The sequence below is a fragment of the Pontibacter beigongshangensis genome, assembly GCF_014332515.1.
GTDB lineage: Bacteria > Bacteroidota > Bacteroidia > Cytophagales > Hymenobacteraceae > Pontibacter > Pontibacter beigongshangensis.
Window position 1 is genome coordinate 122,107 of sequence record NZ_VFSD01000017.1, and the last position, 25,685, is coordinate 147,791.

The following is a 25,685-nucleotide window of genomic DNA, read 5'->3' on the forward strand; positions in this document are numbered from 1 at the left end:
TTCTCTCGCACTTGTATCGGAACGCCTGCGAGGTTTTTTATAGCATCCAGAGGCCGCGGAATGGTAGTCACGAGTGAGGACGCTCGCGCCATTAATGACTTTAGTTTACCCATAAAACAAAAAACCTCTCTAAAACAGAGAGGTCCTTTATAGAAAATGGGAAGTTTAATGTTATTGTATACCGCCGCCTTCGCCTTGCTTGGCATCGTCGTTGCGGATGCTCTTTTTGCTGCGAACAGGGTTCTGTTGCATCTTACCGAAGCTGTAGTTAAAGGTAATTTTAAAGCCCCGGTTATAATTGTTCATCACGATGTTCTGGTCGAAGGCGTCTGTTTTGAAGTTGGTGCGCATGCGCATGTTCGCCCTGAACGGATTGTCGATACCGAAACTGATACCTCCCTTTTTATCAAACAATTCCTTTTTGAAGGCAATGCTGTGGTAGGAAAAGGAGGCGAAGCTGCCCTGTAGCTGAATTCTGCTGGAGTTAAAGCCGCCGTTAAACTGTGCGCTGTAGCCTTTGCCTAACTGGTAAGCCGAGTTCAGGTTGATGTTGTACATCCAGCCATTGTTGCTGCCATACTGCTTGCTGTTCAGGTCTACAAAGTAAATGTTGGAGCTGCCGGAAATGGTCCAGTCGTTGACAGGCTTTACGCTGCCAAATAGGTTAATGCCATAGGTTTTGTTCTGGGCAATGTTCCGGAAGGTGATCACGGTCACAGAGTCGTCTTCCAGGTAAGGCAACGTCTCGATGGCATTGTCGGTTTGGCGCATGTACAGCGAGGCGCTGAGCGAGGTCGATTTAAAGTAGGTGCTGTAGCCAATCTCAAACAGGTCAGTAAGTTCTGCATCGAGGTTTGGGTTACCAAGCACCACCGTGTTCCGGGCCTGCACCTGGCGGTACGGGTTCAGGTAGTTCAGCGACGGGCGCTGGATGCGCTGCGTAAAGCTGGCTTTAAAGGTATGAACATCTTTGAGGGTGTACGATAAAGCCACGCTTGGTATAAAATTGTCGTAGTTGCTGCCGAAGGTCTGTTCCTCCGTTTTCAGGTCGGCGTTTATGTCGGTGTATTCGTAGCGGCCGCCCAGTTTCACGTTCAGCTTCTTTCTGAGGGTGAAGCCGTAGGTCAGGTAAGAGGCATACACATCCTGCTCATAAAAGAAGATGTTCAGTGAGCTGTCGTCCGGACCGTTGGATCTGAGGGTGCTGTAGCGGGCATCGCTGTCCACATCCCTGAAAATGCTTTTGGCGCCAATCTCCAGGGTGGTTTTGTTGGCAAACGGATGCGTGTAATCTACCTGGAAGGTAAGTTCATCGTTGCCGCCATCGTTGGTGTTGCGAACAAATTCATAAGGGTCCATGCCTCTTTGGAAGGTATAGTCCTGGTTAATTTTGTTGTTGATATCAGTAAAGCTGTAGAGCGATAAGATGGCAAGCTCCTGACCGGGCTTAAAGGTGTGTAGGTAGTCGAGGTTGATGTCGGCACCCTGGCGGCTGAAGCGGTTAGTCACGTCGGCAAAGGAGGCAGGGTTGGTCTCTCCAAACATGGTGGAGTTTATTTCCTGCTCGTTCTCCATCCGAAACATGCCTCCGTTAAAACGCACCCCACCCGATAGGCTGTTCCTGGTATTGATGTCGTAATCAAACCCCACCTGCCCATTCATAAAACCACCCTGTGGCCTGGTTTTTCCTGTGAACTGGAAAAGATCGTTTCCGCCGTTAGAAGTGCGCGTCAGGGTGATGTCTCCTTTGTTGTAGAAGGTGTGGGCGCTCACGCTGGCGTTAATGCCGATCTTGCCCTGGCGTATGTTCAGGCTGGCGTTGCCATTGCTGGAGCGCGTGCCGGCCGTGAGCGCAGCGGAGCCGTTTACGCCCTGCAGGTTGCTGTCTTTTTTGGTAATGATGTTGATGATGCCGGCAGAGCCCTCTGCATCGTATTTTGCCGAGGGGCTGGTGATCACTTCTACCGACTTGATCATGTCGGCCGGGATCTGCTTGAGGGCATCGGCAATGCTGCCGGCCATAATGGTGGAGGGCTTGTTGTTGATGAGTACCCGCACATTGGAGGAGCCGCGAAGCATTACGTTGCCGTCGGTGTCTACCGCCAGGCCAGGCACTTTCTGCATCACGTCGGCGGCATTGCCACCGGCATTTGTCGCATCTTTTTCGGCATTGTACACGGTGCGATCAATCTTTTCCTCCACCAGGTTTTTCTCGCCGGTTACCACCACCTCGCCCAGGTTCTGCGCGTTGGAGGTAAGGGAGATAGTACCTAAGTTAAGCTGGGCATTGTCAGACGTTACAGCTACTTCTCTCAAGATCAGCTGCTGATAGCCGATAAAGCTCACGTTCAGCTTGTATTTGCCTGCCGCTACTTTCTCTATCGTAAAACGTCCTTTATCGTCGGCCATGGAGCCGTTTACCGGCTGGTCGGTTTGCAGGTCTATCAGGGCAATGGTGGCAAACTCAACAGGTTGTTTGGTGGCTGCGTCGAGTACGGTGCCGCTCAGTTTGGCATTGCCTTTGGGGGCCATGCCAGCCTGCTGCAGCGGTCTGGACTGCTGGGCAGCATTGGGAGCCTGCGCCATGGCAGACAACGTAGAAAGGCCCAGCAGCAGGAGGAGTAAACTTTTTTTCATGGTTTTATGCTGTACTAATGGTAGCCGGAAGCGGATGTTAATGCCTCACCCTACAAAGAAATGCTAAAACCGGGACCTGCGAAAACAGAATAGACCAACACCCTCTATTCTTATATAGAAAGGCCTGAGAAGTCTATCAGCTGGAGATGTGATGTGCTAAGGGCTTGCTGTTTGTTTGTTGCTGGTTGTTGAATGGTTGATTTTTAATTTGAGGATTTGAAGATGAGAAGAACTGGAAATGAGTGACCTGCGCAGACTTTGAACACTCATAACTCTTAATTATTCAAAGAGTCCTTTGCCTTGTGTCTAAGAAGGCTCCGGAGGGCCATTTTCATTAGCATAATTGGCGCAGCAGGCATATGGCAGGGGAAGAAAGCACTTCTCGGGGTCCTGGCGAGGCAGCAGCAGGAGGGGGTGTATTCTAGACCTTTTAAGTAATTTTTCAGAATTAATGGCAAAAGATTACCTGATTGATAAAATATTTTTACCTTTGTAGCAAATTCTATTCTCCAGGTGAGGAATTTATAGAAGAAGAGGCGAGAGAACAGGCTCTTAGACCCTCTGGCAACCATCCACTTTGGAAAGGTGCCAAATCCTGCCCAACAGGTATGGGGAAATATAAATTATTAAAATGAAAGACAACAGCCACCATTTTTCTTTTGCCGAAGAGAGCCGCTTCTCTTCCGTTTCCACACCCTTCGCCTTACAAAGAACAAGTTGTTGTTGCTGCTGTGCCGGCAACAATTTCTGGCGAAATTTCCACTCCATCGCTTTTTCTTGAACCGAACAGGGCCGCCCTGTCGTTAAGAACTATCCTTGCCGGTTTCCATAGAATATTTTGAAAACGGACGGGTGTCGCTCCAACGGCAACATTTTCCGAACCTGCCGTCTGGTTATCCGGAACAGGAAAAGGCGAATGTTTTAACTAAACATGTTTTCGCTAAATCATATTAAAGTTCACCGGGGCGCGGGAACTTTACCTTAATAATAGTAGTAGAGAGATACCTTATAATATGCAAAGTTTCAGATCAGAACTGGAGAACCCTATTGTTGAAAAAGAGATCATTGATCTTGAAAAAAAGATCAGGCTTTTTCGCGAAGGTAAATTTAACGAAGAGAAATTCCGTAGCCTGCGACTGGCACGCGGGGTGTACGGCCAGCGCCAGCCGGGCGTGCAGATGGTGCGCATCAAGTTGCCGTTTGGCCGGCTGACGACGCAGCAACTGCTCCGCATTGCCGCCATTTCCGACGAGTATTCTACCGGAAACCTACACCTAACCACGCGCCAGGATATCCAGATACACTACGTGAGCCTGGACCGCACTCCGGAACTTTGGGCAAAACTGGCCGAAGACGATATTACCCTGCGCGAAGCCTGCGGTAACACCGTCCGGAACGTGACCGCCTCGCCGGAGGCTGGCATAGATCCGACCGAGCCTTTTGATGTGGCCCCTTACGCCGACGCTACGTTCCGCTACCTGCTGCGCAACCCGATCTGCCAGGAAATGGGCCGCAAGTTCAAGATCGCCTTCTCATCAAGCGACAAAGACACGGCTTTCGCCTATATCCACGACCTGGGCTTTATCCCGAAGGTGCAGGTTGTAGACGGCAAAGAAGAGCGCGGATTTAAGGTGCTGATCGGCGGTGGCCTGGGTGCCCAGCCCGTGCTGGCGCAGGTAGCCTACGAGTTCCTGCCAGAAAATCGCATTATTCCGTTTATAGAAGGTGTCGTGCGTGTGTTCGACCGCCATGGCGAGCGCAACAACCGCAACAAGGCCCGCTTCAAGTACCTGCAGAACAAGATCGGGGTAGAAGAAGTAATGCGCCTGGTAAAAGAAGAAGCCAAAGCGCTTAAAGTGCATGAGTTTGAGATTGCCAATAGAGAAGGGCTGAACCCTGCCCTGCCAGTTTCCAAATCCCTGCCTGAGTTCGTGATTGAAAACACCGACAAATATAAACTGTGGCTGCGCACCAACACGTTCCAGCAGAAACAGGAGGGCTACTTTGGGGTTTACCTGAAAGTGCCTATCGGCGATATCAGCTCCGATACCGCCCGCCAGCTGGTGCCGCTTATCCGCGACTATGCCGCCGACGACCTGCGCGTAACCCAGGGCCAGAACCTGTTGCTGAAGTTTGTGCGCGAAGAGGCGCTCCCTTACTTCTTCACGAAGCTCGATGAGCTTGGGCTGGCTGAGCCTGGCTTTGATACCGTAGCCGACATTACCACCTGCCCCGGCACCGACACCTGTAACCTGGGTATCTCCAACAGTACCCATATTACCAAGGTGCTCGAAGATGTGATTGTGCAGGAATACCCGGAGTTGCTCTTCAACACCGATCTGAAAATCAAGATCAGTGGCTGTATGAACTCCTGCGGTCAGCACGGCATGGCTGGGCTGGGCTTCCATGGCTCCTCTATCAAGAGTGGTAAAAGCGTGGTGCCTGCCCTGCAGGTGCTGTTTGGCGGTGGTACCATGGGCAACGGCGAAGGCCGCATTGCACAGAAAGTAATTAAAGTGCCGAGCAAGAAAGGACCGGACGTGCTACGCTACGTGATAGAAGATTACCGCGCCCTGAAACTGGAAAACGAGAAGTTCCATGAGTTCTACGAGCGCCAGGGCAAAGACCACTTCTACCAGTTGCTGAAGCCGCTGGCCGACCTGACAAACCTGAAGCCGGAAGACTTTGTGGACTGGGGGCACCAGGAGCAGTATCAGCCGGCGATAGGAGTAGGCGAATGTGCCGGTGTTATGATTGACCTGGTGGCTACGCTGCTGTATGAGTCTGAGGAGAAACTGCAGTGGGCAGTAGAGGCGCTTGAAGAAAAACGATTTGCCGATTCTATCTACCACACCTACAGCACCATGGTAAGCACTGCCAAAGCGCTGCTGCTGGACAAAGGCGTAAACTGCAACACGCAGAACGGCATCATCAACGACTTCGACACGCATTATGTGGCCGATGGCACTTTCGCTTTCGAACCCGATTTCAAGTCGGTGGTGCTTCAGATAAACCAGAACGAGCCCAGCAAGGCTTTTGCTGAAAAGTACGTGAACGAGGCGATGAATTTCCTGAACAGCGCCAGAAGTTTCAGAGAAGCAAGAGTAGAGGCTGTCTCTAAATAGGCTCAAAGCTGCCGCTGCCTGGCTTGCCAGGCAGCGGCAGTAAATGCCACCTCCGGAAGGCCGTTTTCATTAAAATAATTGGTTTAATGGGGTAATGAGTTGGTGTGCTGATTTTTAAATTTGGAGATTTGAAGATGAATCCTGAAACACCAGTCAAACCACAACTCTTCCCTTTTTAAGAGTCTGGTATCTAAAACCTAATTAAGCCTCCAGAAGGCCATTTTCATTAGAATAATCTGGCTCAGCAGGAATTAGTCTTTGATCTGGAATACAAAAAGATGCAGGTCTGAGTGTAAACGGACCTGCATCTTTATTTCGTACTAACCTTCTCCGAACAACTCAGCAAGGCCTCCATTTAGCGCGTTACAAAAGAAGATTACCTATTGGTAAATTGAAAAGAATGAGCAACCAGTCTATTTCTGCCATACCGCCAGAGCCGATCAGGCCACAACCGGCCAATCCGCTTTTCCCGGTTTTCCTGAAACTGGAGCAGCTGCATGTATTGGTAGTGGGCGGCGGACCAATCGGGCTGGAGAAAATGACCGCCATCCTGAATAACTCCCCCGACACTCGCGTAGACCTGGTGGCGCCGGATATCCTGCCTGAAATTTTTACACTTACTGCTCGCTACCCGAAACTAACGCTGCACCAGCGCAAATTCGAGGAGCGGGACCTGGAAGGAAAAGACATTGTGCTGATCGCCACCAGCCTGAAGGAGCTGAACCAGGAGATCCGAGACCTTTCCAAGAAATATAAAATACTGACCAACGTAGCCGACACACCGGCCATCTGCGATTTTTACCTGGGCTCCATCGTACAAAAGGGAAGCCTGAAGCTGGCCATCTCCACCAATGGCAAGTCTCCGACCGTCTCCAAAAGAATTCGTGAAGTACTGGATGCCGTCTTTCCGGATGAGCTGGAGAATGTGCTCGACAGGCTGGGAGATATCCGGAGCCAGTTGCAGGGCGACTTTGCCTATAAGGTTAAAAAGCTGAACGAGATAACGGAGGTGCTGGTAACGCCGGATGCCGCGTCAAAGCCGCTGAAAGAGAGAAAGAAATTGGTGCCTGCTCCGGTAGCGCCCGTGATGGTGAAAGGGCGAAAAGCCTTCCGGCCCAAGTTTATCCTGATTTATGCGGTGGCTGCGCTGGCCCTTATGGTAACCGGCCACCTGCTGTTCAGTTACATTCCGCTGAGCACGATTGGTGATTTGGCGGTAGGTGCCTTTAATGAAATAGACTCCAGCATCCTGATCTTTATTCTGGGCGGCTTTATTGCCCAACTGATCGACGGGGCTCTGGGAATGGCCTACGGGGTGAGTGCCACTACCTTTCTGCTATCGTTCGGCGTGAGTCCGGTGGCGGCCAGCGCCAGTGTGCACACCTCCGAGATTTTTACCTCCGGTGTTTCGGGGCTGATGCACCTCAAGTTCAGGAACGTGAATGCCAAGCTTTTCAGGGTTATTGTGCTGCCAGGGGTGATTGGCGCCATTATCGGTGCCTTTCTGCTCTACAGCCTGGAGCAGTATATTCACTTTATCCGGCCCGTTATCGCCTGCTACACTTTATTCCTGGGTATCCTCATCATCAAGAAAGTGGTCCGGAAAAAGGTGCAGAAAAAGCCGGTGAAGCGCCTGGGCTTCCTGGCGACCATGGGTGGCTTTATGGATGCCATCGGCGGCGGCGGCTGGGGACCGATCGTGTCTTCCACGCTGATTGCCAAAGGCCGCCACCCGCTCTATACAGTTGGCTCTGTAAACCTGGCCGAGTTTTTTGTGTCTGTTGCCAGTTCCGTTACTTTTATCACCCTGATCGGCTTAACCCATTGGCAGGTAATTCTGGGCCTGATTATTGGCGGCTGCATCTCAGCTCCCATAGCCGCCTACATTGCCCGCAGGCTTCCGGCCAAAACGCTGATGCTGATTGTAGGGATTGTGGTGATCATCATGAGCTTGCGGCTGATTTATATGGCTGTTTTTTAAAAAGACACAGGATGTCGGACACAAGACGCAGGACATTCGTTGTTTTAGGTATTTCTTTCGCTCGTGCGAGCTTGTAGCTCGTACTTTCAATTGTTGCCTGCACAAGCAAGACAGGTAACTGACTCTTATTCCCACTTTCAACTAGATTACGCGTGATCTGTAAACTGTGGTGCTCTTGACGTAAATTTGTTCTTTACCAATACTTAGCTTTTTACTACTCCATTATATATGTCGAAAAAAGAAACCAAGGCCATCCGACTACAGGCAAAGCGCTCGCACAACCGCGAGCACTCCGTGCCGCTCTACCTTACCTCCAGCTTTATGTTCGAGGACGCGGAGCAGGCAAGGGCTATTTTCGCCGACGAGGAGCAAGGCAATATTTACTCGCGCTACTCTAACCCAAATGTAGACGAGCTGTTGGAGAAAGTGTGCTACCTGGAGAAAGCTGAGGCTGGCTTCGCTTTTTCTTCGGGAATGGCTGCTATTTTTTCGAGCCTGGCGGCACTGCTCAAGTCAGGAGATCATATTCTGGCGGCTCGTGCCGTGTTTGGCTCTACCCACCAGTTGCTCACCAAGGTGTTCTCGAAATGGGGCATCACGTTTTCTTATGCTGATGTCAGCAACCCCGACGAGTGGGAAAGCCTGATTACGCCTGCCACCAAAATTATCCTGGTAGAGACGCCTTCAAACCCCGGGCTGGAGATTATCGACCTGGAGTGGCTGGGAAAACTCTCAAAAAAGCACAACCTTATTCTGGCTGTTGATAACTGTTTTGCCACGCCGATGCTGCAAACGCCCGCCGACTATGGCACCGACCTCATCATCCACTCCGCAACCAAGTACATGGACGGCCAGGGACGGGTGTTAGGAGGCCTGGTAGTGGGTAGAGCTGATCTTATTGCCGAAATCCGTTTCTTCTCGCGCCATACCGGTCCTGCCATGTCGCCTTTCAATGCCTGGATCATCTCCAGGAGCCTGGAAACACTGTCGCTGCGCATGGACAAGCACTGCGACAATGCGCTGAGACTGGCACGCGCGCTGGAAGGCCACGAAGCCGTGGAGGTGGTGCGTTATCCGTTTCTGCCTTCGTTCCCACAGTACGAGCTGGCTAAAAAGCAGATGAAGCAGGGAGGAGGCATTGTAACGCTGACCGTAAAAGGCGGCTTCGACGCGGCCAGGCGCTTTCTCGATAACCTCGACATGATCAGCCTGAGCTCCAACCTCGGCGACACCCGCACCATAGCCACACACCCGGCCTCTACCACGCATTCCAAGCTAACCGAAGAAGAAAGACAGGCTACCGGCATTACCCCCGGCCTCGTACGCATATCGGTAGGCCTGGAGCATGCGGAGGATATTATCGAAGACATTACCCAGGCGCTGGATAAAACGTTGGAGAGTTAAGAGTTATGAGTTGGGAGGGATTAAATAGAAGATTTAATTTGGATGATTCAACCCAAATCCTGAAAATCCTTACATCCTGTAAATCCTGATTCAGGCAATAAGTTTACCATCTGATAAAGCCTCTGGAAGGCCATTTTCATTAGAATAATTTATTTGCAGATATTCTGATCATTCTCACATTCTGTACATTATTGGGGTAGGGGCCCTATAAGAAGATTCAGACAAAAAAGAAAAGCCGCTACTGCAAGTAGCGGCTTTTCTTTTTAATGGTACTCAGCCAAATAAGTGTGAAGCTGAATTCTTGGGTGCAGCATTACTTTGTAGCAGTTGCTTCTGTTCCAACCACCTCAAAAGTATAGTCGATTGTGGCGGTTTTATACAGGATGTGAGCAACGGAGCAGTACTTTTCCAGCGATAAATCGACTGCTTTCTTGACCTTTTCCTCGTTTAGAGGTCCACTTAATGTAAAATGGATTTGGATGGATTTGAACAGCGAAGGCACTTCGCCGGGCACGCGCTCTGCCGAAACCTTGATGTTGAAGGCGTCGATTTGCTGGCGCTGTTTTTTCAGGATCTGGATAATGTCGATGGCGCTGCAGCCGCCGAGGCCCATGAGCAGCAGCTCCATGGGGCGAGCACCTGCGTTATGGCCGCCAATTTCCGGGGAGCCATCTATGTTTACAACCACTCCAGCTGAGCCCGTCGCCTGAAAATGGTAATCCTGATCTACTCTATTTAGTTCTACTTGCATGTTGTTTTCGTTAAACTTAGTTTGAAAGTAAAATCCCACTCACAACTACGGAAGCTGAAAGTGGGATCTTGCTTTTTTATTTAATGGTACTCCTTCAAATTTTATATTAGAAACATTTCAATCTTAATGAATCAGGAAAGACAGGTATTGCTTGTCATCCATAATTTTTAATTTTTAATTAGGCGAAGCCCTAAATCATGTAGTTGAGCTCACTTTCGTGTACGATGCTGGCTACCATGCCGGCTCCTACGGTGGCGTACGATGTTTCGTCTATCAGAATGAAGCCTCCGTTGGCGCGGTTGTTCTCGTACTTGTCGAGCAGCAGGGGAGTGGCCGTCCGGATCTGCACGCGGCAGATGTCGTTTAGCTGCACCTGGTCTACATCCTCGATATTGTCGAGCGTGTTAACGTCAACTTTGTACTGAATCTCTCTGACGATGGCACGCGTTTCGGTAGAGTTGTGGCGAAGCAGCAGTTTCGCTCCTGGGCGAAGCGCTTTCGCGTTCATCCAGCAAACCAGCGCTTCAAATTCCTTCGATACGTCCAGGTTGTCTTCCTGACGCACAATCACATCGCCACGGCTGATGTCCACATCGTCATTCAGTTGCAACACCACCGACATGGGAGCAAAGGCTTGTTCCAGTTCCTTGCCGCCCAATTCCACCGATTTAATGGTAGATGTCTGGCCGGAAGGCAGCACAATGATTTTGTCGCCTTTGGTGTACACGCCGCTGATCACTTTTCCGGCGTAGCCACGGTAGTCGTGGTGCTCGTGCGTGTGCGGGCGGATAACGTACTGTACCGGGAAGCGCGGGCAGGTCAGGTTAAAGTCTGACGACACCGGCACCTGCTCCAGGTGCTCCAGCAGGCTTGGGCCATTGTACCAGTCCATTTCTGTAGATCTGGTAACGATGTTATCGCCTTTCAGGGCGCTAACCGGAATAAAGGTGATGTCTTTGGAATGCAGCTTTTTAGAGAACTGCTTATAATCTTCTACAATCTGGTTGAAAACTTCTTCGCTGTACCCAACCAGGTCCATTTTGTTGATACAGATAACCAGGTGCGGAATGCCGAGCAGCGACGAGATGATGGAATGTCGGCGTGTTTGCTCCTGCACGCCATTACGGGCATCTACCAGGATAATGGACAGGTTCGAATTAGACGCACCCGTTACCATGTTGCGGGTGTACTGAATGTGGCCCGGCGCATCGGCAATGATGAACTTGCGCTTTGGCGTGTTGAAGTACTTATACGCCACATCAATGGTAATGCCCTGCTCACGTTCTGCCTTCAGTCCGTCGGTCAGGAGCGACAGGTCGATGTTACCGTCTTCGTTTACCCTGCCTGAGGTTTCTATGGCCTCAATCTGGTCGAGGTAGATTTGATCCGTGTCGTAGAGTAAGCGGCCGATGAGCGTGCTTTTGCCGTCGTCAACGTTTCCTGCTGTAATAAATCTTAGTATGTCCATCTTAAAAATACCCTCCTTTTTTACGGTCTTCCATGGCAGTCTCCGACAGTTTGTCGTCGATGCGGGTAGCGCCACGCTCACTTATTTTTGAATCTAGAATTTCGGCAATCACACTGTCAATGTCGTAGGCAATAGACTCTACGGCAGCGGTACAGGTCATGTCGCCCACGGTGCGGAAACGAACCGTTCTGGTAACCACTTCCTCTTCCGGGTCGCGGTAGATAAAGTCTGAGTTGGCCATCAGTTTACCGTCGCGCACCAGGCACTCGCGCTCGTGCGTGAAGTAAATGTTCGGCAGAGCAATGTTCTCGCGCTTGATGTAGTTCCACACGTCCAGCTCGGTCCAGTTACTGATCGGGAAGGCACGTACATTCTCGCCTAAAGTAATGCGGCCGTTGTAGATGTTCCACAGCTCAGGGCGCTGGCGTTTCGGGTCCCATTGGCCGAACTCATCGCGCACCGAGAAAATTCTTTCCTTGGCTCTGGCTTTCTCTTCGTCGCGGCGGGCACCGCCGATACAGGCGTCAAAACCAAATTCCTCGATCGTCTCAAGCAGCGTATAGGTTTGCAGACCGTTGCGGCTGGCGTAACGGCCGGTCGGCTCCGACAGGTTCTGCTTTTTGATGGTGTCTTCCACGTGACGCACGATCAGTTTTTCGCCCAGTCTTTCGGCCAGCTCATCGCGGTAGCGGATGGCCTCCGGAAAGTTGTGGCCCGTGTCGATGTGCACGAGCGGGAAAGGGAACTTGCCCGGACGAAATGCTTTTTCGGCCAGTCTTACCAGCGTAATGGAGTCCTTGCCTCCGGAGAAAAGCAAAGCCGGCTTCTGAAACTGCCCTGCCACCTCCCGCATAATGTGTATCGCCTCTGCTTCCAGCTGCTCCAGGTAATCGAGATAGTACTTGTTCATTTTGTTATTAGCTGTACTTTTTATTTAAAAGGACTCTGGACACCAGTCATCCTTCAGTATAATTAGGTAAGTGAATGTGTAATCTGATATTAGATTCACTCATCCACTCATTCAAAATTCAAAATTCCTTAGTGGGTATGCAGGCCACACTCCTTTTTGGAGTTGTCTTCCCACCACCAGCGGCCGGCCCTGAAATGCTCGCCCGGCTGAATGGCGCGGGTGCAGGAGGCGCAACCGATGCTTACAAAGCCCTGGTCGTGCAGCGGGTTGTAGAGCACGTAGTTGTCTTTCACGAACTTGGTGGTTTCTTCAAAGCTCCACTCCAACAGCGGATTGTATTTTACGAGCTGCAGTTTCTCGTCCCACTCCAGCGCCTGCAAGGTCTGGCGGGCATCCGACTGCTCTCTGCGGATGCCGGTGATCCAGCACTTCACGCCCTGCAGGGCCCGGTTAAGCGGCTCCACCTTGCGAATGTAGCAGCACTCCTTGCGGTTCTCTACCGACTGGTAGAAGCTCATGGGGCCTTTTTCGTTCACCAGTTTCTCAACGGAGTCGGTTTGCGGAAAGTATATTTCTATTTTTTTGCCGTAGCGCTTGTTGGTATTGTGGAGCAGGCTGTAGGTTTCGTTAAAGAGCCTGCCTGTATCGAGCGTGAAAACCCGGATTGGAATGTTGTTGGAGAAGATCAGGTGCGTGATCACCTGGTCTTCTATGCCGAGGCTCGACGAAAAAGCGATTTGCCCCGGGAACTGCTCCGCCAGAAACTGCAGGCTCTCCACTATCGACTTGGCCGCGATGGCTTCCTGCAGTTCGGGAACATTTATAGTTAAAGCTTCTGTTTGACTCATCTTCAATGGGTAATGGTTCTTCTATTATGGAAGAGGTTATTTGTAATTTCCTCTTCGTTCTGGTCAGGTTATCTGCCTGGCTGTGTTGTTAAACTGCTACTGGGTTAACCAGCTGAACAAAAATCAGGCGCAAAGTATTTCATTTCAAACAAATATCCCTGTTTTGCTGTCATTGGCCTGCGTGTTTGCCATTTATCAAGGCCTTTTGCACGTTAGCAGCAGTACAATCTGTAAAATTAGGAAATATGTTCCGGATTCTATGAAGTGTGTGCTGGCAATCCTTAAAAAGTATAAATAAGGCTGGTATTCGGCAGCATACAACAAAGCCATGGCTTGCTGACATAAATTGGTAGTATAGACTGGGTTTTAGGTTGTGCAAGGCAGCGCCAGGTGCAGCAGACCTAATTCGATCTGAAAAATGTCAGGGCAATGGATTAGCACGTGCAACAACAGAAACCATGCGTGGGCAGGTAGCTGGCAGCCTTTAAAGCAGTGAAAAGAGGGGAGGTCACGGCTCTAAAACTGCCGGATTCTGAAATACTGAAATGTGTGCGTATCATCATTGTTAGAAAAAATTTATATTTCCCCGATTTCGGGCTAGGAAGTGGCACCTTCCCCAACACGGGTGGTTGCCAGAGGGTCCCGGAGCCTAATCTCTCGCCTCTTCTTCTATAAATTTTGTTAAAGCCAAATTGGCTTTTGCAGCTGCAAAGTTAAGAACTTTTTGTTATAAAATGCTTTTTATCAACAAATTGTTTATGAACGGCAAGAAATCTTGTGAACATGACTGTACGGCCGGGGTTGGCTTACATCAATTTAAAAAGGAGCAGCCCCGGTGCTGAAGCCATCGAATACCTCAGGAGGGCCGTTTTCATTCAAATAATCTGGTAGTTTGCCTGACACTGGATGTACGGGAGGTTGGTGTATTCAAAATCCCTGAAAAGTAAATTATTCGAATCAAAATGTCCCTTCAGAGGCGCTACTACTTACTCCACTAGGCGGCCATAGACGCCACGTATTTTACCAGCGAGCGCTTGGCAATGGGCAGGAGCGAATGCTCTACCGGGCAGGGTACTTTGGCCACGGCGGCAAACGTGGCGGGGTTGGGCAGCTCTCTGTTCTCCTTTACCAACTGCACCTTCAGGCCCTCGTGCGTCAGGGCAAGGCCGCGCCGAACGGTTTTCAGGAGGCGGGTATGGATGCCGCGGTACTTTTCGTAGGTGTTCTGGAATATGGTGATCTGGTAGAGATACACCTGTGTTTCCTTGGCAGAAAAGGTGTCGAGGAAGAGGTAGCCCTCATCGAAGTACATAGGCGTAATGCCGACCGGGCTTATCTCCAGGTGCTTTTCTATAAAGTCGTAGAGTTCCTTGCCGGCGTCGACGGCGTTTACAAACAGCGGGGCGGCAAACTGCAGGATCTCCTCAATCTGCTTCATGGTTTCGTCGTCTTCAATAATTTTCTCATACACCAGCTCGAGCTTCTCGAAATCGGCGCGGCTGATGCGTTTGGGGAACTGCTCGTACACCAGTTTCTTGTGCTCCTTTACCTGCTGCAGGTTGCGGTAGTGCATGATCAGGTCGGAGAACACCGGGTAGAGGCGCTGCTGCTGAAACTCAGACCGGGCATTTTGCAGGTAGGCCAGCAGCTGGTACTTCTTATATTCAAAATCGATCAGACCTTCGGTTAGCCAGTTTAGGGGTAGTGTGGTCATTGTTGCCATGGTTAAGGGTACAGCACAAATACTTCTAGCATGATCTAAAAAGGATATGGAAGGGCTAACAGCCTATGGTATACAGGCTTTGTTAGCTCAAGATTAGACGGATATAAGTGATCTGAGGTTGCCGATCAACCACAAAAACAGCAGGTTTTAAGCAGGCCAGGCGGCAGGAAAATCAGGTTTTTGTGGCTTCCTAAGGGCAGAGGGCCAGCTTGTTGCGGAGCATTTAAATGCTCTGGAAGGCCTTTTTGCTTAGAATAATTCAGCTGCCAGCCCGCGCAGGCACTTGTTCCGGTCCGTTTCAGCTTGTAGATATCATTTCTTTACTGTATATATACATCTTTATAAATATATAGAGGCTGTTACAATGATAAACCTGACAAAATACCTACTGCTCTTGCTGTTGCCGGCCCTGATGAGCTGTGTTTCTAGACAAGGCGTTGCTGCTGCGGAAGAAGAATGGGTGTCGCTTTTCAACGGGAAGGATATAGAAGATTGGGTGGTGAAAATACACCACCATGACCTTGGCGATAATTATGGCAACACCTTCCGGGTGGAGGACGGGCTGCTGAAAGTGCGTTACGACCAGTACAAGGCCTTCAACGATCGGTTCGGCCACCTGTATTACAAACAGCCTTTTTCGCATTATCACCTGGTAGTAGAGTACAGGTTTGCCGACAAATGGCGCGAGGATGCACCATCTTACACGCAGTTAAACAGTGGCATTATGTTCCACTCCCAAGACCCCAAAACGATGCCCCGGGAGCAGGACTGGCCTATTTCGGTAGAGTACCAGCTGCTGGCCGGGCTTGGCGATGGCAAAGAGCGGCCCACTGGCAACATGTGCTCTCCTGGAACAGAGGTTATCTTTAACGGCGAAATGGACCTCCGGCATTGCATTAACTCGAGCTCCAAAACCTACGCACCCGAGGAGTGGGTGCGCGCCGAACTCATCGTGCTGGGCGACTCTCTAATCACGCATATCGTAAACGGTGATACGGTGCTGCAATACACCAACCCACAGATTGGCGGCGGTGTGGTTAACAACTACGATCCTGCTATGAAGCAAGACGGAAAATTGCTTTCTTCCGGCTTCATCGCCCTGCAAAGCGAGGGGCAACCCATCGACTTCCGCAAGGTGGAGATCCGGAACCTGACGAAGTAAGGCCGGCGTGGAAATTGGGAAGTGATAAGATAACCTGGTCCTGGCACGGGTAGCCTAGTTTTTTAGAATAATGTGGAGGCCGTCCGGATGTGTGAAACTGAGTTTTCGGTAGATTTCCCCACTATAAAAATGTCATGCGTAACATCAGTTACTTAAGTTGAAAGCGGCCAGGCGCCTCCTAACAGCAGTCAACGTCCATAACGCTTACCTCAAGGCTGTGTCTTTCAGCACATGTATATCTCAATTATTCTAATGAATTTGCCCCTCCCGAGGCGTTGCTGCTGCTTATATTTTTGTATTCAATAGTGTGCCAGCATGGTGTGGGACCTGTAGCTGCAGGTGTGAGAGGATAACATCAAAAACATCAGTCGCCTGCAGCTCCTGCGGCAAGTCCTGCTGACTTTTGGTGAGCAGCAGGGGCCACTCATCTTTATCTTCCGGTTTCCTGCCATGAGAGCCTTTCACCAGCGTGGCATCCAGCGGAATGATGTCCATAAGTGTGCGGAAGCCAAGCTTTTTTTTGATCAGTTTACCTGCCACGAGCGGCATAAGGAATTTTATAGTTGGGTCGGCGAACATCTCCACGGGGTCAAAACCGGGTTTTTTGTGGATGTCGACCATGCGCGCATAGTCAGGGGCTTTATTATCGTCTAGCCAGAAATAGTAGGTAAACCAGGCATTTTTTTCAGCGAGGCATACCAGCTCTCCGCACCGCTCATGTGCCAGACTGTATTTATTCCGTTCCTCACCTTCCAATACTTCTTCAATGCCAGGCGTTTGCCGGAGCAGCTGTTTTACCTTTGCTATCTCAGCTTTGTCTTTAACATACACATGCGCCACCTGATGATCGGACACGGCAAAAGCTTTACTCATGGCGGTGTCCAGCAGTTCGGTGCCCCGTTCCGTGCGCACGGCGATGTAACCGTTTTCGCGTAGCATCCGGTTTATATGCACCGGCTTGTTTACCGGCGAAATGCCATATTCTGAAAGCACGATCACCTGCGCACCACGGGCTTCATAAAACTGGATCAGGTCGGCGCACACGGCATCGATCTCCTGCAGGTCTTTGGCAAGTCTCGGTGCGTTCTGGTTGGGACCCAGCCGTTGCAGGTTGTAGTCGAGGTGCGGCAGGTAGATGAGGGTGAGGGTCGGGTTGTACAGCTTTTCAGTGATTTTGGAGGCATCGGCAATCCACTTACTCGATTTTATGGATGTTTTGGGTCCCCAGTAATGGAAGAGCGGAAAGGTGCCAAGTTCTGCCTGCAACTTGTCGCGCAGGTCGGCTGGCTGGGTGTAGCAGTCCGGCAGTTTGCGGCCGTCGGCCAGGTACTGTGGCCGTGGTGTCAGGGTGTAGTTGGCGGAGGTGTTCATGTTGTACCACCAGCCCATGTTGGCTACCGTAAAATTCGGGTCTGCCGCGCTTGCCACGTCCCAGATCTTGGGCGCCTGAATCAGCTTGTTAGATTGCCGCCACAGCTTTACCTCGTCCTCCTCACGGAAATACCAGCCGTTTGCCACAATGCCGTGCTCGGCAGGCCACTTGCCCGTGAGGTAGGTGGCGTGGGCGGTGCAGGTAACGGCAGGCACCACCGGATTGATAGCAGCCTTCTGCGCTGCTGCGGCCCACTTCGCCAGAAAGGGCATGTTCTTACCGATCAGCGACTGTGTTAGCCCGACTACGTCCAGCACTACTGTTTTCTGCATCTTTCAATTCTTTTAGAGTTGCCAGCACCCACTCCAGCTCCCGCTGTATAGATACGGTTAGGTTTTTCTTTAATTCTTCGGGCAACACGCCCCAGGTATAGGTCTCCACTTCCAGGTGCTGCGTATGCTTTTCCTGAAGTAGCAGCCCAAGCACCTCCACAATATCGCGTTGGGTGGAGTGCAGGGAGTTGTATGTTTGCGTGAAAAGAGGCACATGAAAGTGGGTGCGCCATTCGGCTGCTTCGGGCTTCTGAATATGCGGCAGCGCAACACCCAGGTCCGGGTACTGGGTAAAGGTGCCATCGGTATGGCGCTCTATTACCTGGTGCAGGTACGTGGATTCGGCAAATTCCTGCAGCCTTTGGGCCAGGGCAGTTCTTGCTGCTACCTCGGGTGGCAATAGTGTTTTTAGCGCCGCACTCAGCTGCACTTTGCCGATTCTGATACCTGCGGCTTTAAAACTGGCCAGCGCTTCGGCATGCTGTTCGTAGGCCAAGGCAAAATGGCAAACATCGTAACAAACCTGCATATGCGTGGCAATAGCCTCTTTCGCTTCTGATTCAGAAATGGGTAGCCGCTCCTGAAGTTGCCTGACACCTTCCGGCAGCAACCTTTGCTGAAAAAAGTCGATCAATTCACGGCTGTTCTCGATCAGACCGTCCGGTTCAGGCTCCAGGTCGATGTGAATGGTTTTACCCGTCTCTTTCTTCAGCCTGATCAACTCCTCCGTCAAATCGATCAAATGCCTCGCTGATTGGGCGAAGGCTGCTTCTGTTTTCTCCGGAGTAGTAAGCCAGGGTTTATAGGAGAGGGGGGAGGTGGAAATGCCGCCCTCCAGACTATCCGGAAGTAAAGCTGCCAGGATGTGAGCCAGCCGGATGGTGTACTGTAATCGGGCCTCAGTGGTCCAGTCGGGCTGATGCACAGCATCCTTTACCACCTGCCCATGAAAGCCGCCATAGGGAAATCCATTCATGGTAAACACATACATGCCCTGCTCCTGCAGCCATTGCCCGAACTTCTGCAGCTGCTGCCCCTGCAGGATATCCTTGCTTGCCTGGTTCGAGAGGCGCAGGCCAACCCCAAACGGCTGCTCCGGCGACAGCTGCTGCTTTAGCACGGGGAGGTGCAAGCTCAGTGTTTCGAAAACGGCTTCCCAGGTTTCGCCGGGATGGATGTTTGTGCAGTAGGTAAGGTGATGGCCTTGCTCCAGGTACATGTGGTGTAGGTTGTAGTAAACGGGTTTGCTTTGGTTTTATACGAGGCTTTGGCAGGTGGTTCAGACGTGGTGCAGCGTCTGTGGCTGAAAACGATGCTTCAGTAGATCAATGGCCTGCTCCAGCAGTTTCTCGTCCATTTCGTGCACTTCCACGCCTTTGCCGATTCTGGTCAGGAGCATAATGGTCAGTTGCCCGCCCAGGTGCTCCCTGAACTCCGTTAGACCTTTTATTACGGCAAGTTTACCGGTGGTAGCATCGCAGCCCGACAGTTCCGGCACATACAAGGCAAAGCCCAGCTTATGCAGCAAACCTAATATGTCTTCGCATTCGGCAGCTGTCAGCATTCCTTTTAGTTTGGAATAAAGTACGTCCAGGGCAATACCGATGGCCACTGCCTCGCCATGGCGCAGGCTGTAGTTGGTAAGTTGCTCCAGTTTGTGAGCGGCCCAATGTCCGAAGTCGAGCGGGCGCGAAGAGCCGGTTTCGAAAGGGTCGGCCCCGCCAATGTGCTGCACATGCATCTCGGCACAGCGATGGATCAGCTGTTGCATGGCCGGCATGTCGCGCTGCACCAGCTTCTCAGCATTTTCCTTGATCTCGTTATAGAATACCTCGTCTTTTATCAGGGCTACTTTTATAGCTTCGGAAATGCCGGAGCGCCAGTCCCGGTCGTCGAGGGTGAGTAGAAACTGGCTATCGTTGATAACAGCGAAGGGAGGAGCAAAGGTGCCCAGGAAGTTTTTCTTGCCGAACGAGTTAAAGCTGTTCTTCACACCCACAGCCGAGTCGTCTTGCGCTAAAACAGTAGTGGGTACCCGAATATGACGAATGCCCCGGTGCGCGATGGCAGCGGCAAAGCCTGCCATGTCGAGCACCGCGCCTCCCCCGATGGCGATCAGGTAGGAGTGGCGGCAGATGCCATTGGTGTTTATGGCTTCGAGGAGCTGGTAGAGCAGCTCCGTGTCGTTTTTTACTTCTTCGCCTCCGGTAATGACCATCGGCTCGGCCAGTAGTTTCATTACCTGCTCGTGCCCCTGCGCATAGCTTTTAATGTCCTGCGCCAGTTGCGGGTGCGCTTCGGCCACGCCGCTGTCGATCACAAAAAACACCTTGCGCCGGCTGGTGCTTTTGTCCTGCTGCAGCACCTCTGTGAGCAGCGTATTGCCGGTGCTGAACAGATTTTCGGTGAAGTATACCCCATAGCTAAACTGCACGGCGAACGATTGTTGTAAGGTTCTCATCTTTTCAGGGGGAAATTATTTATCGTATGCTGGTAGAGTTCTGTTAAAGTTCGATTGTCTGGTTTCAGGGCAATTATTCTAATCAAAATGCCCCTCCGGAGCTTACGCCTTCTGCTGCCGCTAAGGCCCCGACAGGTAATGTCTCTTAAACATGGTATCCAGGACTTGGGTTCATCATCAGGTAACGGCAAAGCTTTTGGCCATTATTACTGAAACAGGCAGGAGCAGCAGCACCAGTAGTCCGTAAGGCCAGCCTGCAAACCCGGCCGCAATACTGGCATCCATAATGATCAGGGCCACCACACCTGCTTTCACCGCTTTCATGATAAGCTTTGGCTCTTTGGCGGGCATCGCCCTGATCAGAGGCGGAAAAATAAAGTAGCCAAAGAGCAGCAGAAACGGGATACTATATAGTACGTTGAACTGTGGCAGCAGGGTAAGGCACAGAATGCCAGCTAAAACAAAGGCATACAGCACAATGGCACCTTTTAGCGCACTCGGGTTTCCTCCGTGTACTTCGCCCCGGCTTATCATGGTAATGGCCGCAATATACACGATCGGGATAAGGGCTATAAACCAGAGTTCGCCCACCATTTCGGGGTTAGCGCTCACGCCGAGCAGCAGGTTGCCTCCCCGGCAGGAGCCCATATTCACCGGCCCCAAAAACGGATGGTGCTTGCCTTTCCAGTCGTAGAGCAGTGCCAGCAGGGCAATGGCCATGGCCAGCAGCATGCTCAGCACCGATACCTGTGAGGCTGCCAGAATGCCGCCTCCCAATAAGGCGGCGCCTAGCACAGATGCGCCGGCCACTGTGGCTTTTCCGCTCGGAATGGGTCTTTCTGGCCGCTCCACCCGGTCCAGGTCCGCATCGAATACATCGTTAAACACCACACCGCCGCCATAGAGGCCAATGGTGGCAAGTATCAGCCAGAGAAGCGGCTGCAGGTTTGTTCCTGAAAACTCAAATCCGCCACCCGAAAACGACAGCATTGCTCCGGAGGCAGCAAAACCCAGCATAATATCGGCAATGGCCGTAACGATGTTGGCAGGGCGCATCAGCCGCAGGTAGGCCCCAGGTGTGGTCATTAGCGTACGATGTTAGATGCTGACGAATCGCCTGAAGCCGGGGTTGCGCCTCCTCCCGTCACGGGTGTTTGTCCGCCCCGGAGCACGGAGTTGCCCGAGAACTTCAGGCGCTGGTCAACGTCCGAAGTCTCGCTGATCCAGTCAGATTCATGGATCTGGCCGCTTTTGCCAAAGGCATCCAGGGCATTCTGGTAACATACCTTGCGCACATCTTCTAAAGAGATTCCCCGTTCCAGCATCAGCGAGGCCGTTTTGGGTACAGACAGAGGGTCGCTGATGCCCCAGTCGGCGGCACTGTTCACCATAATGCGGTCTGAACCATACGTTTTCACGACTTCTACCATGCGCTCGTTGCTCATCTTGGTATTCGGGTAAATGGTGAAGGCGGCCCAGAAGCCTCTGTCGAGCACGTCTTTCACGGTTTCTTCGTTGTTATGGTCCACGATTACCATGTCGGGGGCAATGCCATGCTCCAGGCTTACGTCCATGCTGCGGATCGTGCCGGCCTTCTTGTCGCGGTGTGGCGTGTGGATCTGGACTGGCATGCCTACTTCTTTTGCCAGTTCCAGTTGCAGCCGATAATACTTATCTTCTGCGGCGGTCTGGTCGTCGTAGCCTATTTCTCCCACACCTACCACGCCCTCTTTGCAGACAAACAGCGGCAGCAGCTCCATTACCTGCTCGGCAAGGGCTTCGTTGTTGGCTTCTTTGGAGTTAAGGCCGATGGTGCAGTAGTGCCTGATGCCAAACTGGCTGGCCCTGAAACGTTCCCAGCCTACCAGGCTGCTGAAGTAATCTTTAAAGGCCCCTGCCTCGGTGCGTGGCTGGCCCAGCCAAAAGGCCGGCTCTATGACGGCTACAATGCCTGCCTGCCGCATACGGGCGTAATCGTCGGTGGTCCGGGAAGTCATGTGAACGTGCGGATCCAGCCACATGAGGTTGTGCGTATCTGTCATTTTAATTTATAGCGTAAGTTAAGAAGGTGTTTGTGTTTTAGCGCCTAAGTATGTCCAGTTGAGTTCGTTTTGCTCAATTCTGGTCTTGAGGTCCGGGTGCTGTAGCAGCAGTTCTTTTGCCGGCGCAAACGGGCTGTGGGCACAGGCCAGGGCGGCGGCTTCGTGCTGTATCTCATCCGGCTGGCTGAAGAGCTTTTTGATATCTGTGAATGTAGTTTCGTTTATAAAGGGGGCCACTGGTCGCCAGAGCTCCGGCGTCACGGTTCGGCCTGCCGCCCAGCGTTCGTGGGCATAGTCGGTTAGCATTTGTGCCAGGTGGGGGTTGCTGCGCCTGTCGATGCCAATTATACGAGCAATCGATTTGCCTACAAATATGGTTTTCAGCACCAGCTGGTTCCAGGCATCCTCCTCTAGGTAACCGGCAGGGTAGGGGTTATCGAGCGCAACAGCATCGAATACCAGCCCTATGTTAGACCGCACACCCTCTGAGGCCCTGGCCTTGAAGAGCTGAGGGTGCGGCAACAGCGGCAGGGCAGCATACAAGGCTGTTTGCTCTCCCATGTCGGCGGTTTCGAAAAGCTTTTTCAGTTTCTGGTGGTAGGCCTCTCCATCGGCGTGCGGCAGCGAGAGCAGGAGCAGGGCACGGGCAGCCTGGCCCGCTGTCCAGTTGGTGGGGTTAAAACCTGCCCGGAGTTCGGTTGCCTCCTGCAAATCTGCCGCTGTCAGCGCAAGCTTCTCTTTGCCTACAAACCGGGGAGCAGTACCAAAGGCCAGGTAAAAATCTTTTTCCGTGGCGGTGGGGTCAGAGACCTGCGTAAGTTTCTGCCTCAGCCACTGCAAGCCCTGCGGCGTTGTGCTGCGCTGAATAAGTTGTGTTAAAAACTGCTTCGAAGCGTTTAGTTCTGACTGGTACACTTTGGCAAAAAATTGATGATATAAAATGGCTTATTTCTATTTATTTTCACCTGCTGAATAAACTGGGCACGCCTGTTTGAAAGAACAGTGCCTGCTGTTGCCCAAACATTTTACGGTAGAATGTTTTAGGGTGGTTTAGGCTGAAAGTCAATATTTTAGCTGGGAAATACTGTGTTCTGATTTAATTCTGAAGATACTATCAGGCATTAGCATGAATACAAGATAATAAATCTTTTCGGAATGTGTGGCAGCGTTCGCCAAATATGAAATGCCGGGCGGTTTTTATCTGTCGCGGCAAAGGGCACGGTGGATAATGCCTGCTCTGTCCGTTGCTCCCGGGCATGGGCAACAAGCCTGAGTTGCTGGCAGGTAAAGCGTGGCATAAAACTAAAATTATGAGCTTTCAGAATTTTATGATAGATTGACTCTTGAAACGCACAGGCCACCTTGTAACTGCCAGTAGTGGCGGCTCTGCGGCCTTTTCAATATCCTATAAAGGGCCTTGTTTGTGTTTCTATGTAAGTCGTCAGAATATATCTGTAACTCAACAATTGGAAAGCCGGGTGAAGAATGCTTCGATTGCTGTCCTGCAAACAGATTGCCGGGAGCTTTTAATTTCTGATCTTTAATTTGACGAATCTCATAAGGCTGCATGTAATACGAAAGCTTATTTAAATATATGTCAGATAGTAACACTTCTAAAAAGGATGGCTTGTCTGCAAAGGCCGTGGCCGGCGCAGAGAATCGATCCCGAAAAGTATCTTTAACTATTCCTCCTGTTATTTTCGGCACGAGCGGTTTGGGCAACCTGTATGAGGCGCTGGAGGACGAGGTGAAGCTGGCCATTGTAAAAGAGTGTTTCGCGCACTCCAAGGGGCCTGCCGTTTTTGACTCTGCCGGCAAATACGGGGCAGGCCTTGCGCTGGAGTCGCTGGGAAAATGCCTGAAGGAGCTGAATGTGAAGCCGGAAGAGGTGATTATCAGCAACAAGCTGGGCTGGGTACGGACGGAGCTCAAAACGCCGGAGCCAACCTTTGAGCCAGGCGTATGGAAAAACCTGAAACACGATGCCGTGCAGCACATCAGCTACGAGGGCATGCTGGAGTGCTTTGAACAAGGCAACCAATTGCTCGGAGGGTACGTGCCGCAACTGGTATCCGTGCACGACCCGGATGAGTACATGGCGCAGGCGCAGAACGATGACGAGGCTGAAAAACTGTACCAGGATATTCTGGATGGTTACCGGGCGCTGGCCGACCTGAAGGCGCAAGGCAAGGTGCAGGCGATTGGGGTGGGGGCCAAAAGCTGGCCCATTATTAAGCGGATAGCCGGCGACGTGGCACTCGATTGGGTAATGATTGCCAACAGCATGACGATTAAGGAACACCCGCAGGACCTGCTGGATTTTATGCAGGAACTGGCAGACAAGGGGATACAGATCATCAACTCAGCCGTGTTCCATGGAGGCTTCCTGATGGGCGGCGACTATTACGATTACAAGCTCGTAAAACCCGACACAGAAGAGAACAAAGCCTTATTTAAGTGGCGGGAAGACTTTTTTGCCTTATGTAAAGAGTTTGACATAACCCCGGCGCAGGCCTGTGTGCAGTTTGCCCTTAGTGCGCCCGGTGTCATTAGCCTGGCGCTCAGCACCACCAACCCCAGGCGTGTTAAACAAAACATTGAGAATGCCTATCTTAAAGTGCCGGCAGGATTCTGGGATGCCATGAAAAATAAAGGTTTGTTAGAGCAGGATTATAACTACTTCAGATAGTGCCTGTCTTTCTCTGAAAATGAAAGGAGACCGCTTTTCTGCGTGTCTCCTTTTTTATTTTCCGGGAATGGCTTCTTTTCAGCACTCCAGCACTCCAGCACTCCTGTCATGTTCTTTCTCTGCCCACCTCTTTCCTGACATCAACAGTTGCCTGGTCAGAAATTATTTTAATCAAAAGGCCCCTCCGGAGGCTCTGCTACACCTGTTCTGTTCATCAGAAAGGACTCCCTATTCTTTGTAGTGGATCACTTCTGCGCACATGTGCCTGCTCCAAAACTACTTCCTCCTGCGCGTGCTCGGGGATTTGCAGTAGATATGTGTCCTGCTAACCTATGGTTTAGGAGCCCTTCCGCAAATTAGGAATCTAAGAAAAATGAGCATAGAAACACCTGAAGGCTATTGAACGTTAAGTTTTCTGTACTGACAAAAGAATAAACATTATTTGGAGTATGAACAGCGACACAACTTTTCGGAATCTGTTTCACCTTTTATACAACTAATTAAATGCCGTGCTACGTGCGTCGTAATACGTGTGTCATTTTTCTAAAGGTGATGCCCTGTACGGTTCCGGAAAGTTAAGTTGCAGGCGAAAACCGATCAGGGCTGCCATTATCTTTTTATGATTTAAATCATAAAAAGATAATTTTTAATAGTGCTTTTTTCTTTTTACCTTGCTTAATCGGTTAAGCATTCGGCTTAAGACTGAAAAATTTGTAATGGCTTTTGTTGGGTGCAGAATGGCTGCACTCTTATTAATAAGTAAAACACAGAAATTTTATC

17 protein-coding genes and 2 riboswitches are annotated in these 25,685 nt (G+C 51.1%); of the genes, 5 read left to right on the top strand and 12 right to left on the bottom strand.

What is annotated here, in order from left to right; translation table 11 throughout:
- Nucleotides 1-171 precede the first annotated feature (171 nt).
- Nucleotides 172-2,637: a TonB-dependent receptor domain-containing protein gene (locus tag FJM74_RS14600; RefSeq protein WP_187263356.1), complete on the bottom strand. Its 2,466-nt coding sequence runs from the start codon at nt 2,635-2,637 to the stop codon at nt 172-174.
- Nucleotides 2,638-3,156: 519 nt separating this feature from the next.
- Nucleotides 3,157-3,262: riboswitch (SAM riboswitch) on the top strand.
- A gap of 388 nt (nt 3,263-3,650) precedes the next feature.
- Between FJM74_RS14600 and FJM74_RS14605 the strand changes: the two genes are divergently transcribed.
- The 3 genes from FJM74_RS14605 (at nt 3,651) to FJM74_RS14615 (ending at nt 9,147) form a co-directional block, all read left to right on the top strand.
- Nucleotides 3,651-5,762 (top strand): HEPN domain-containing protein, encoded by a 2,112-nt coding sequence (locus FJM74_RS14605; RefSeq protein WP_187263357.1) that lies wholly within the window; start codon nt 3,651-3,653, stop codon nt 5,760-5,762.
- Nucleotides 5,763-6,162: 400 nt separating this feature from the next.
- The gene (locus FJM74_RS22685; protein ID WP_187263358.1) at nt 6,163-7,743 is read left to right on the top strand and encodes a TSUP family transporter; all 1,581 of its coding nucleotides are present in this window, start codon (nt 6,163-6,165) and stop codon (nt 7,741-7,743) included.
- Nucleotides 7,744-7,971: 228 nt separating this feature from the next.
- On the top strand, nt 7,972-9,147 hold the full coding sequence (locus FJM74_RS14615) for a trans-sulfuration enzyme family protein (RefSeq protein ID WP_187263359.1): 1,176 nt from the start codon (nt 7,972-7,974) through the stop codon (nt 9,145-9,147).
- A 313-nt stretch (nt 9,148-9,460) separates the two neighbouring features.
- Here the strand turns inward: FJM74_RS14615 and FJM74_RS14620 are convergent, their stop codons facing one another.
- The 5 genes from FJM74_RS14620 to FJM74_RS14640 all read right to left on the bottom strand — a co-directional run bounded on the left by FJM74_RS14620 (nt 9,461) and on the right by FJM74_RS14640 (nt 14,847).
- Nucleotides 9,461-9,898, bottom strand: a complete 438-nt coding sequence (locus FJM74_RS14620; RefSeq protein WP_187263360.1) for an OsmC family protein — start codon at nt 9,896-9,898, stop codon at nt 9,461-9,463.
- 190 nt (nt 9,899-10,088) lie between these two features.
- Nucleotides 10,089-11,366: a sulfate adenylyltransferase subunit 1 gene (locus tag FJM74_RS14625; protein WP_187263361.1), complete on the bottom strand. Its 1,278-nt coding sequence runs from the start codon at nt 11,364-11,366 to the stop codon at nt 10,089-10,091.
- Nucleotide 11,367: 1 nt separating this feature from the next.
- Nucleotides 11,368-12,276, bottom strand: coding sequence for a sulfate adenylyltransferase subunit CysD (gene cysD / locus FJM74_RS14630; RefSeq protein WP_187263362.1), 909 nt, complete (start codon nt 12,274-12,276; stop codon nt 11,368-11,370).
- Between the two features lie 128 nt (nt 12,277-12,404).
- A complete protein-coding gene (locus FJM74_RS14635; RefSeq protein ID WP_187263363.1) occupies nt 12,405-13,124 on the bottom strand; it encodes a phosphoadenylyl-sulfate reductase in 720 nt (239 codons plus the stop codon).
- Between the two features lie 573 nt (nt 13,125-13,697).
- Nucleotides 13,698-13,802, bottom strand: a riboswitch (SAM riboswitch).
- A gap of 316 nt (nt 13,803-14,118) precedes the next feature.
- Nucleotides 14,119-14,847, bottom strand: a complete 729-nt coding sequence (locus FJM74_RS14640) for a hypothetical protein (protein WP_241739182.1) — start codon at nt 14,845-14,847, stop codon at nt 14,119-14,121.
- Nucleotides 14,848-15,211: 364 nt separating this feature from the next.
- On the opposite strand from FJM74_RS14640, the gene FJM74_RS14645 reads away from it, so the two are divergent.
- The gene (locus FJM74_RS14645; RefSeq protein ID WP_187263364.1) at nt 15,212-16,009 is read left to right on the top strand and encodes a 3-keto-disaccharide hydrolase; all 798 of its coding nucleotides are present in this window, start codon (nt 15,212-15,214) and stop codon (nt 16,007-16,009) included.
- A gap of 285 nt (nt 16,010-16,294) precedes the next feature.
- Here FJM74_RS14645 and FJM74_RS14650 read toward each other — a convergent pair whose 3' ends face one another.
- The 6 genes from FJM74_RS14650 to FJM74_RS14675 form a co-directional block, all read right to left on the bottom strand.
- Complete coding sequence (locus tag FJM74_RS14650) at nt 16,295-17,713, bottom strand: alkaline phosphatase family protein (RefSeq protein WP_187263365.1); 1,419 nt, start codon at nt 17,711-17,713, stop codon at nt 16,295-16,297.
- The gene (gene eboE / locus FJM74_RS14655; RefSeq protein ID WP_187263366.1) at nt 17,658-18,932 is read right to left on the bottom strand and encodes a metabolite traffic protein EboE; all 1,275 of its coding nucleotides are present in this window, start codon (nt 18,930-18,932) and stop codon (nt 17,658-17,660) included. Before eboE ends, FJM74_RS14650 begins: the two co-directional genes overlap by 56 nt.
- 60 nt (nt 18,933-18,992) lie before the next feature.
- On the bottom strand, nt 18,993-20,174 hold the full coding sequence (locus FJM74_RS14660) for a 3-dehydroquinate synthase (protein ID WP_187263367.1): 1,182 nt from the start codon (nt 20,172-20,174) through the stop codon (nt 18,993-18,995).
- 177 nt (nt 20,175-20,351) lie between these two features.
- The gene (eboC, locus tag FJM74_RS14665) at nt 20,352-21,260 is read right to left on the bottom strand and encodes a UbiA-like protein EboC (RefSeq protein WP_187263368.1); all 909 of its coding nucleotides are present in this window, start codon (nt 21,258-21,260) and stop codon (nt 20,352-20,354) included.
- Nucleotides 21,260-22,216, bottom strand: coding sequence for a TatD family hydrolase (locus FJM74_RS14670; protein WP_206684048.1), 957 nt, complete (start codon nt 22,214-22,216; stop codon nt 21,260-21,262). Before FJM74_RS14670 ends, eboC begins: the two co-directional genes overlap by 1 nt.
- Before the next feature lie 18 nt (nt 22,217-22,234).
- Entirely contained in the window at nt 22,235-23,131 is an 897-nt protein-coding gene (locus tag FJM74_RS14675) for an EboA domain-containing protein (RefSeq protein ID WP_187263369.1), read from the bottom strand.
- 679 nt (nt 23,132-23,810) lie between these two features.
- Here FJM74_RS14675 and FJM74_RS14680 point away from each other — a divergent pair.
- A complete protein-coding gene (locus tag FJM74_RS14680; protein ID WP_187263370.1) occupies nt 23,811-24,905 on the top strand; it encodes an aldo/keto reductase in 1,095 nt (364 codons plus the stop codon).
- Nucleotides 24,906-25,685: the final 780 nt, after the last annotated feature.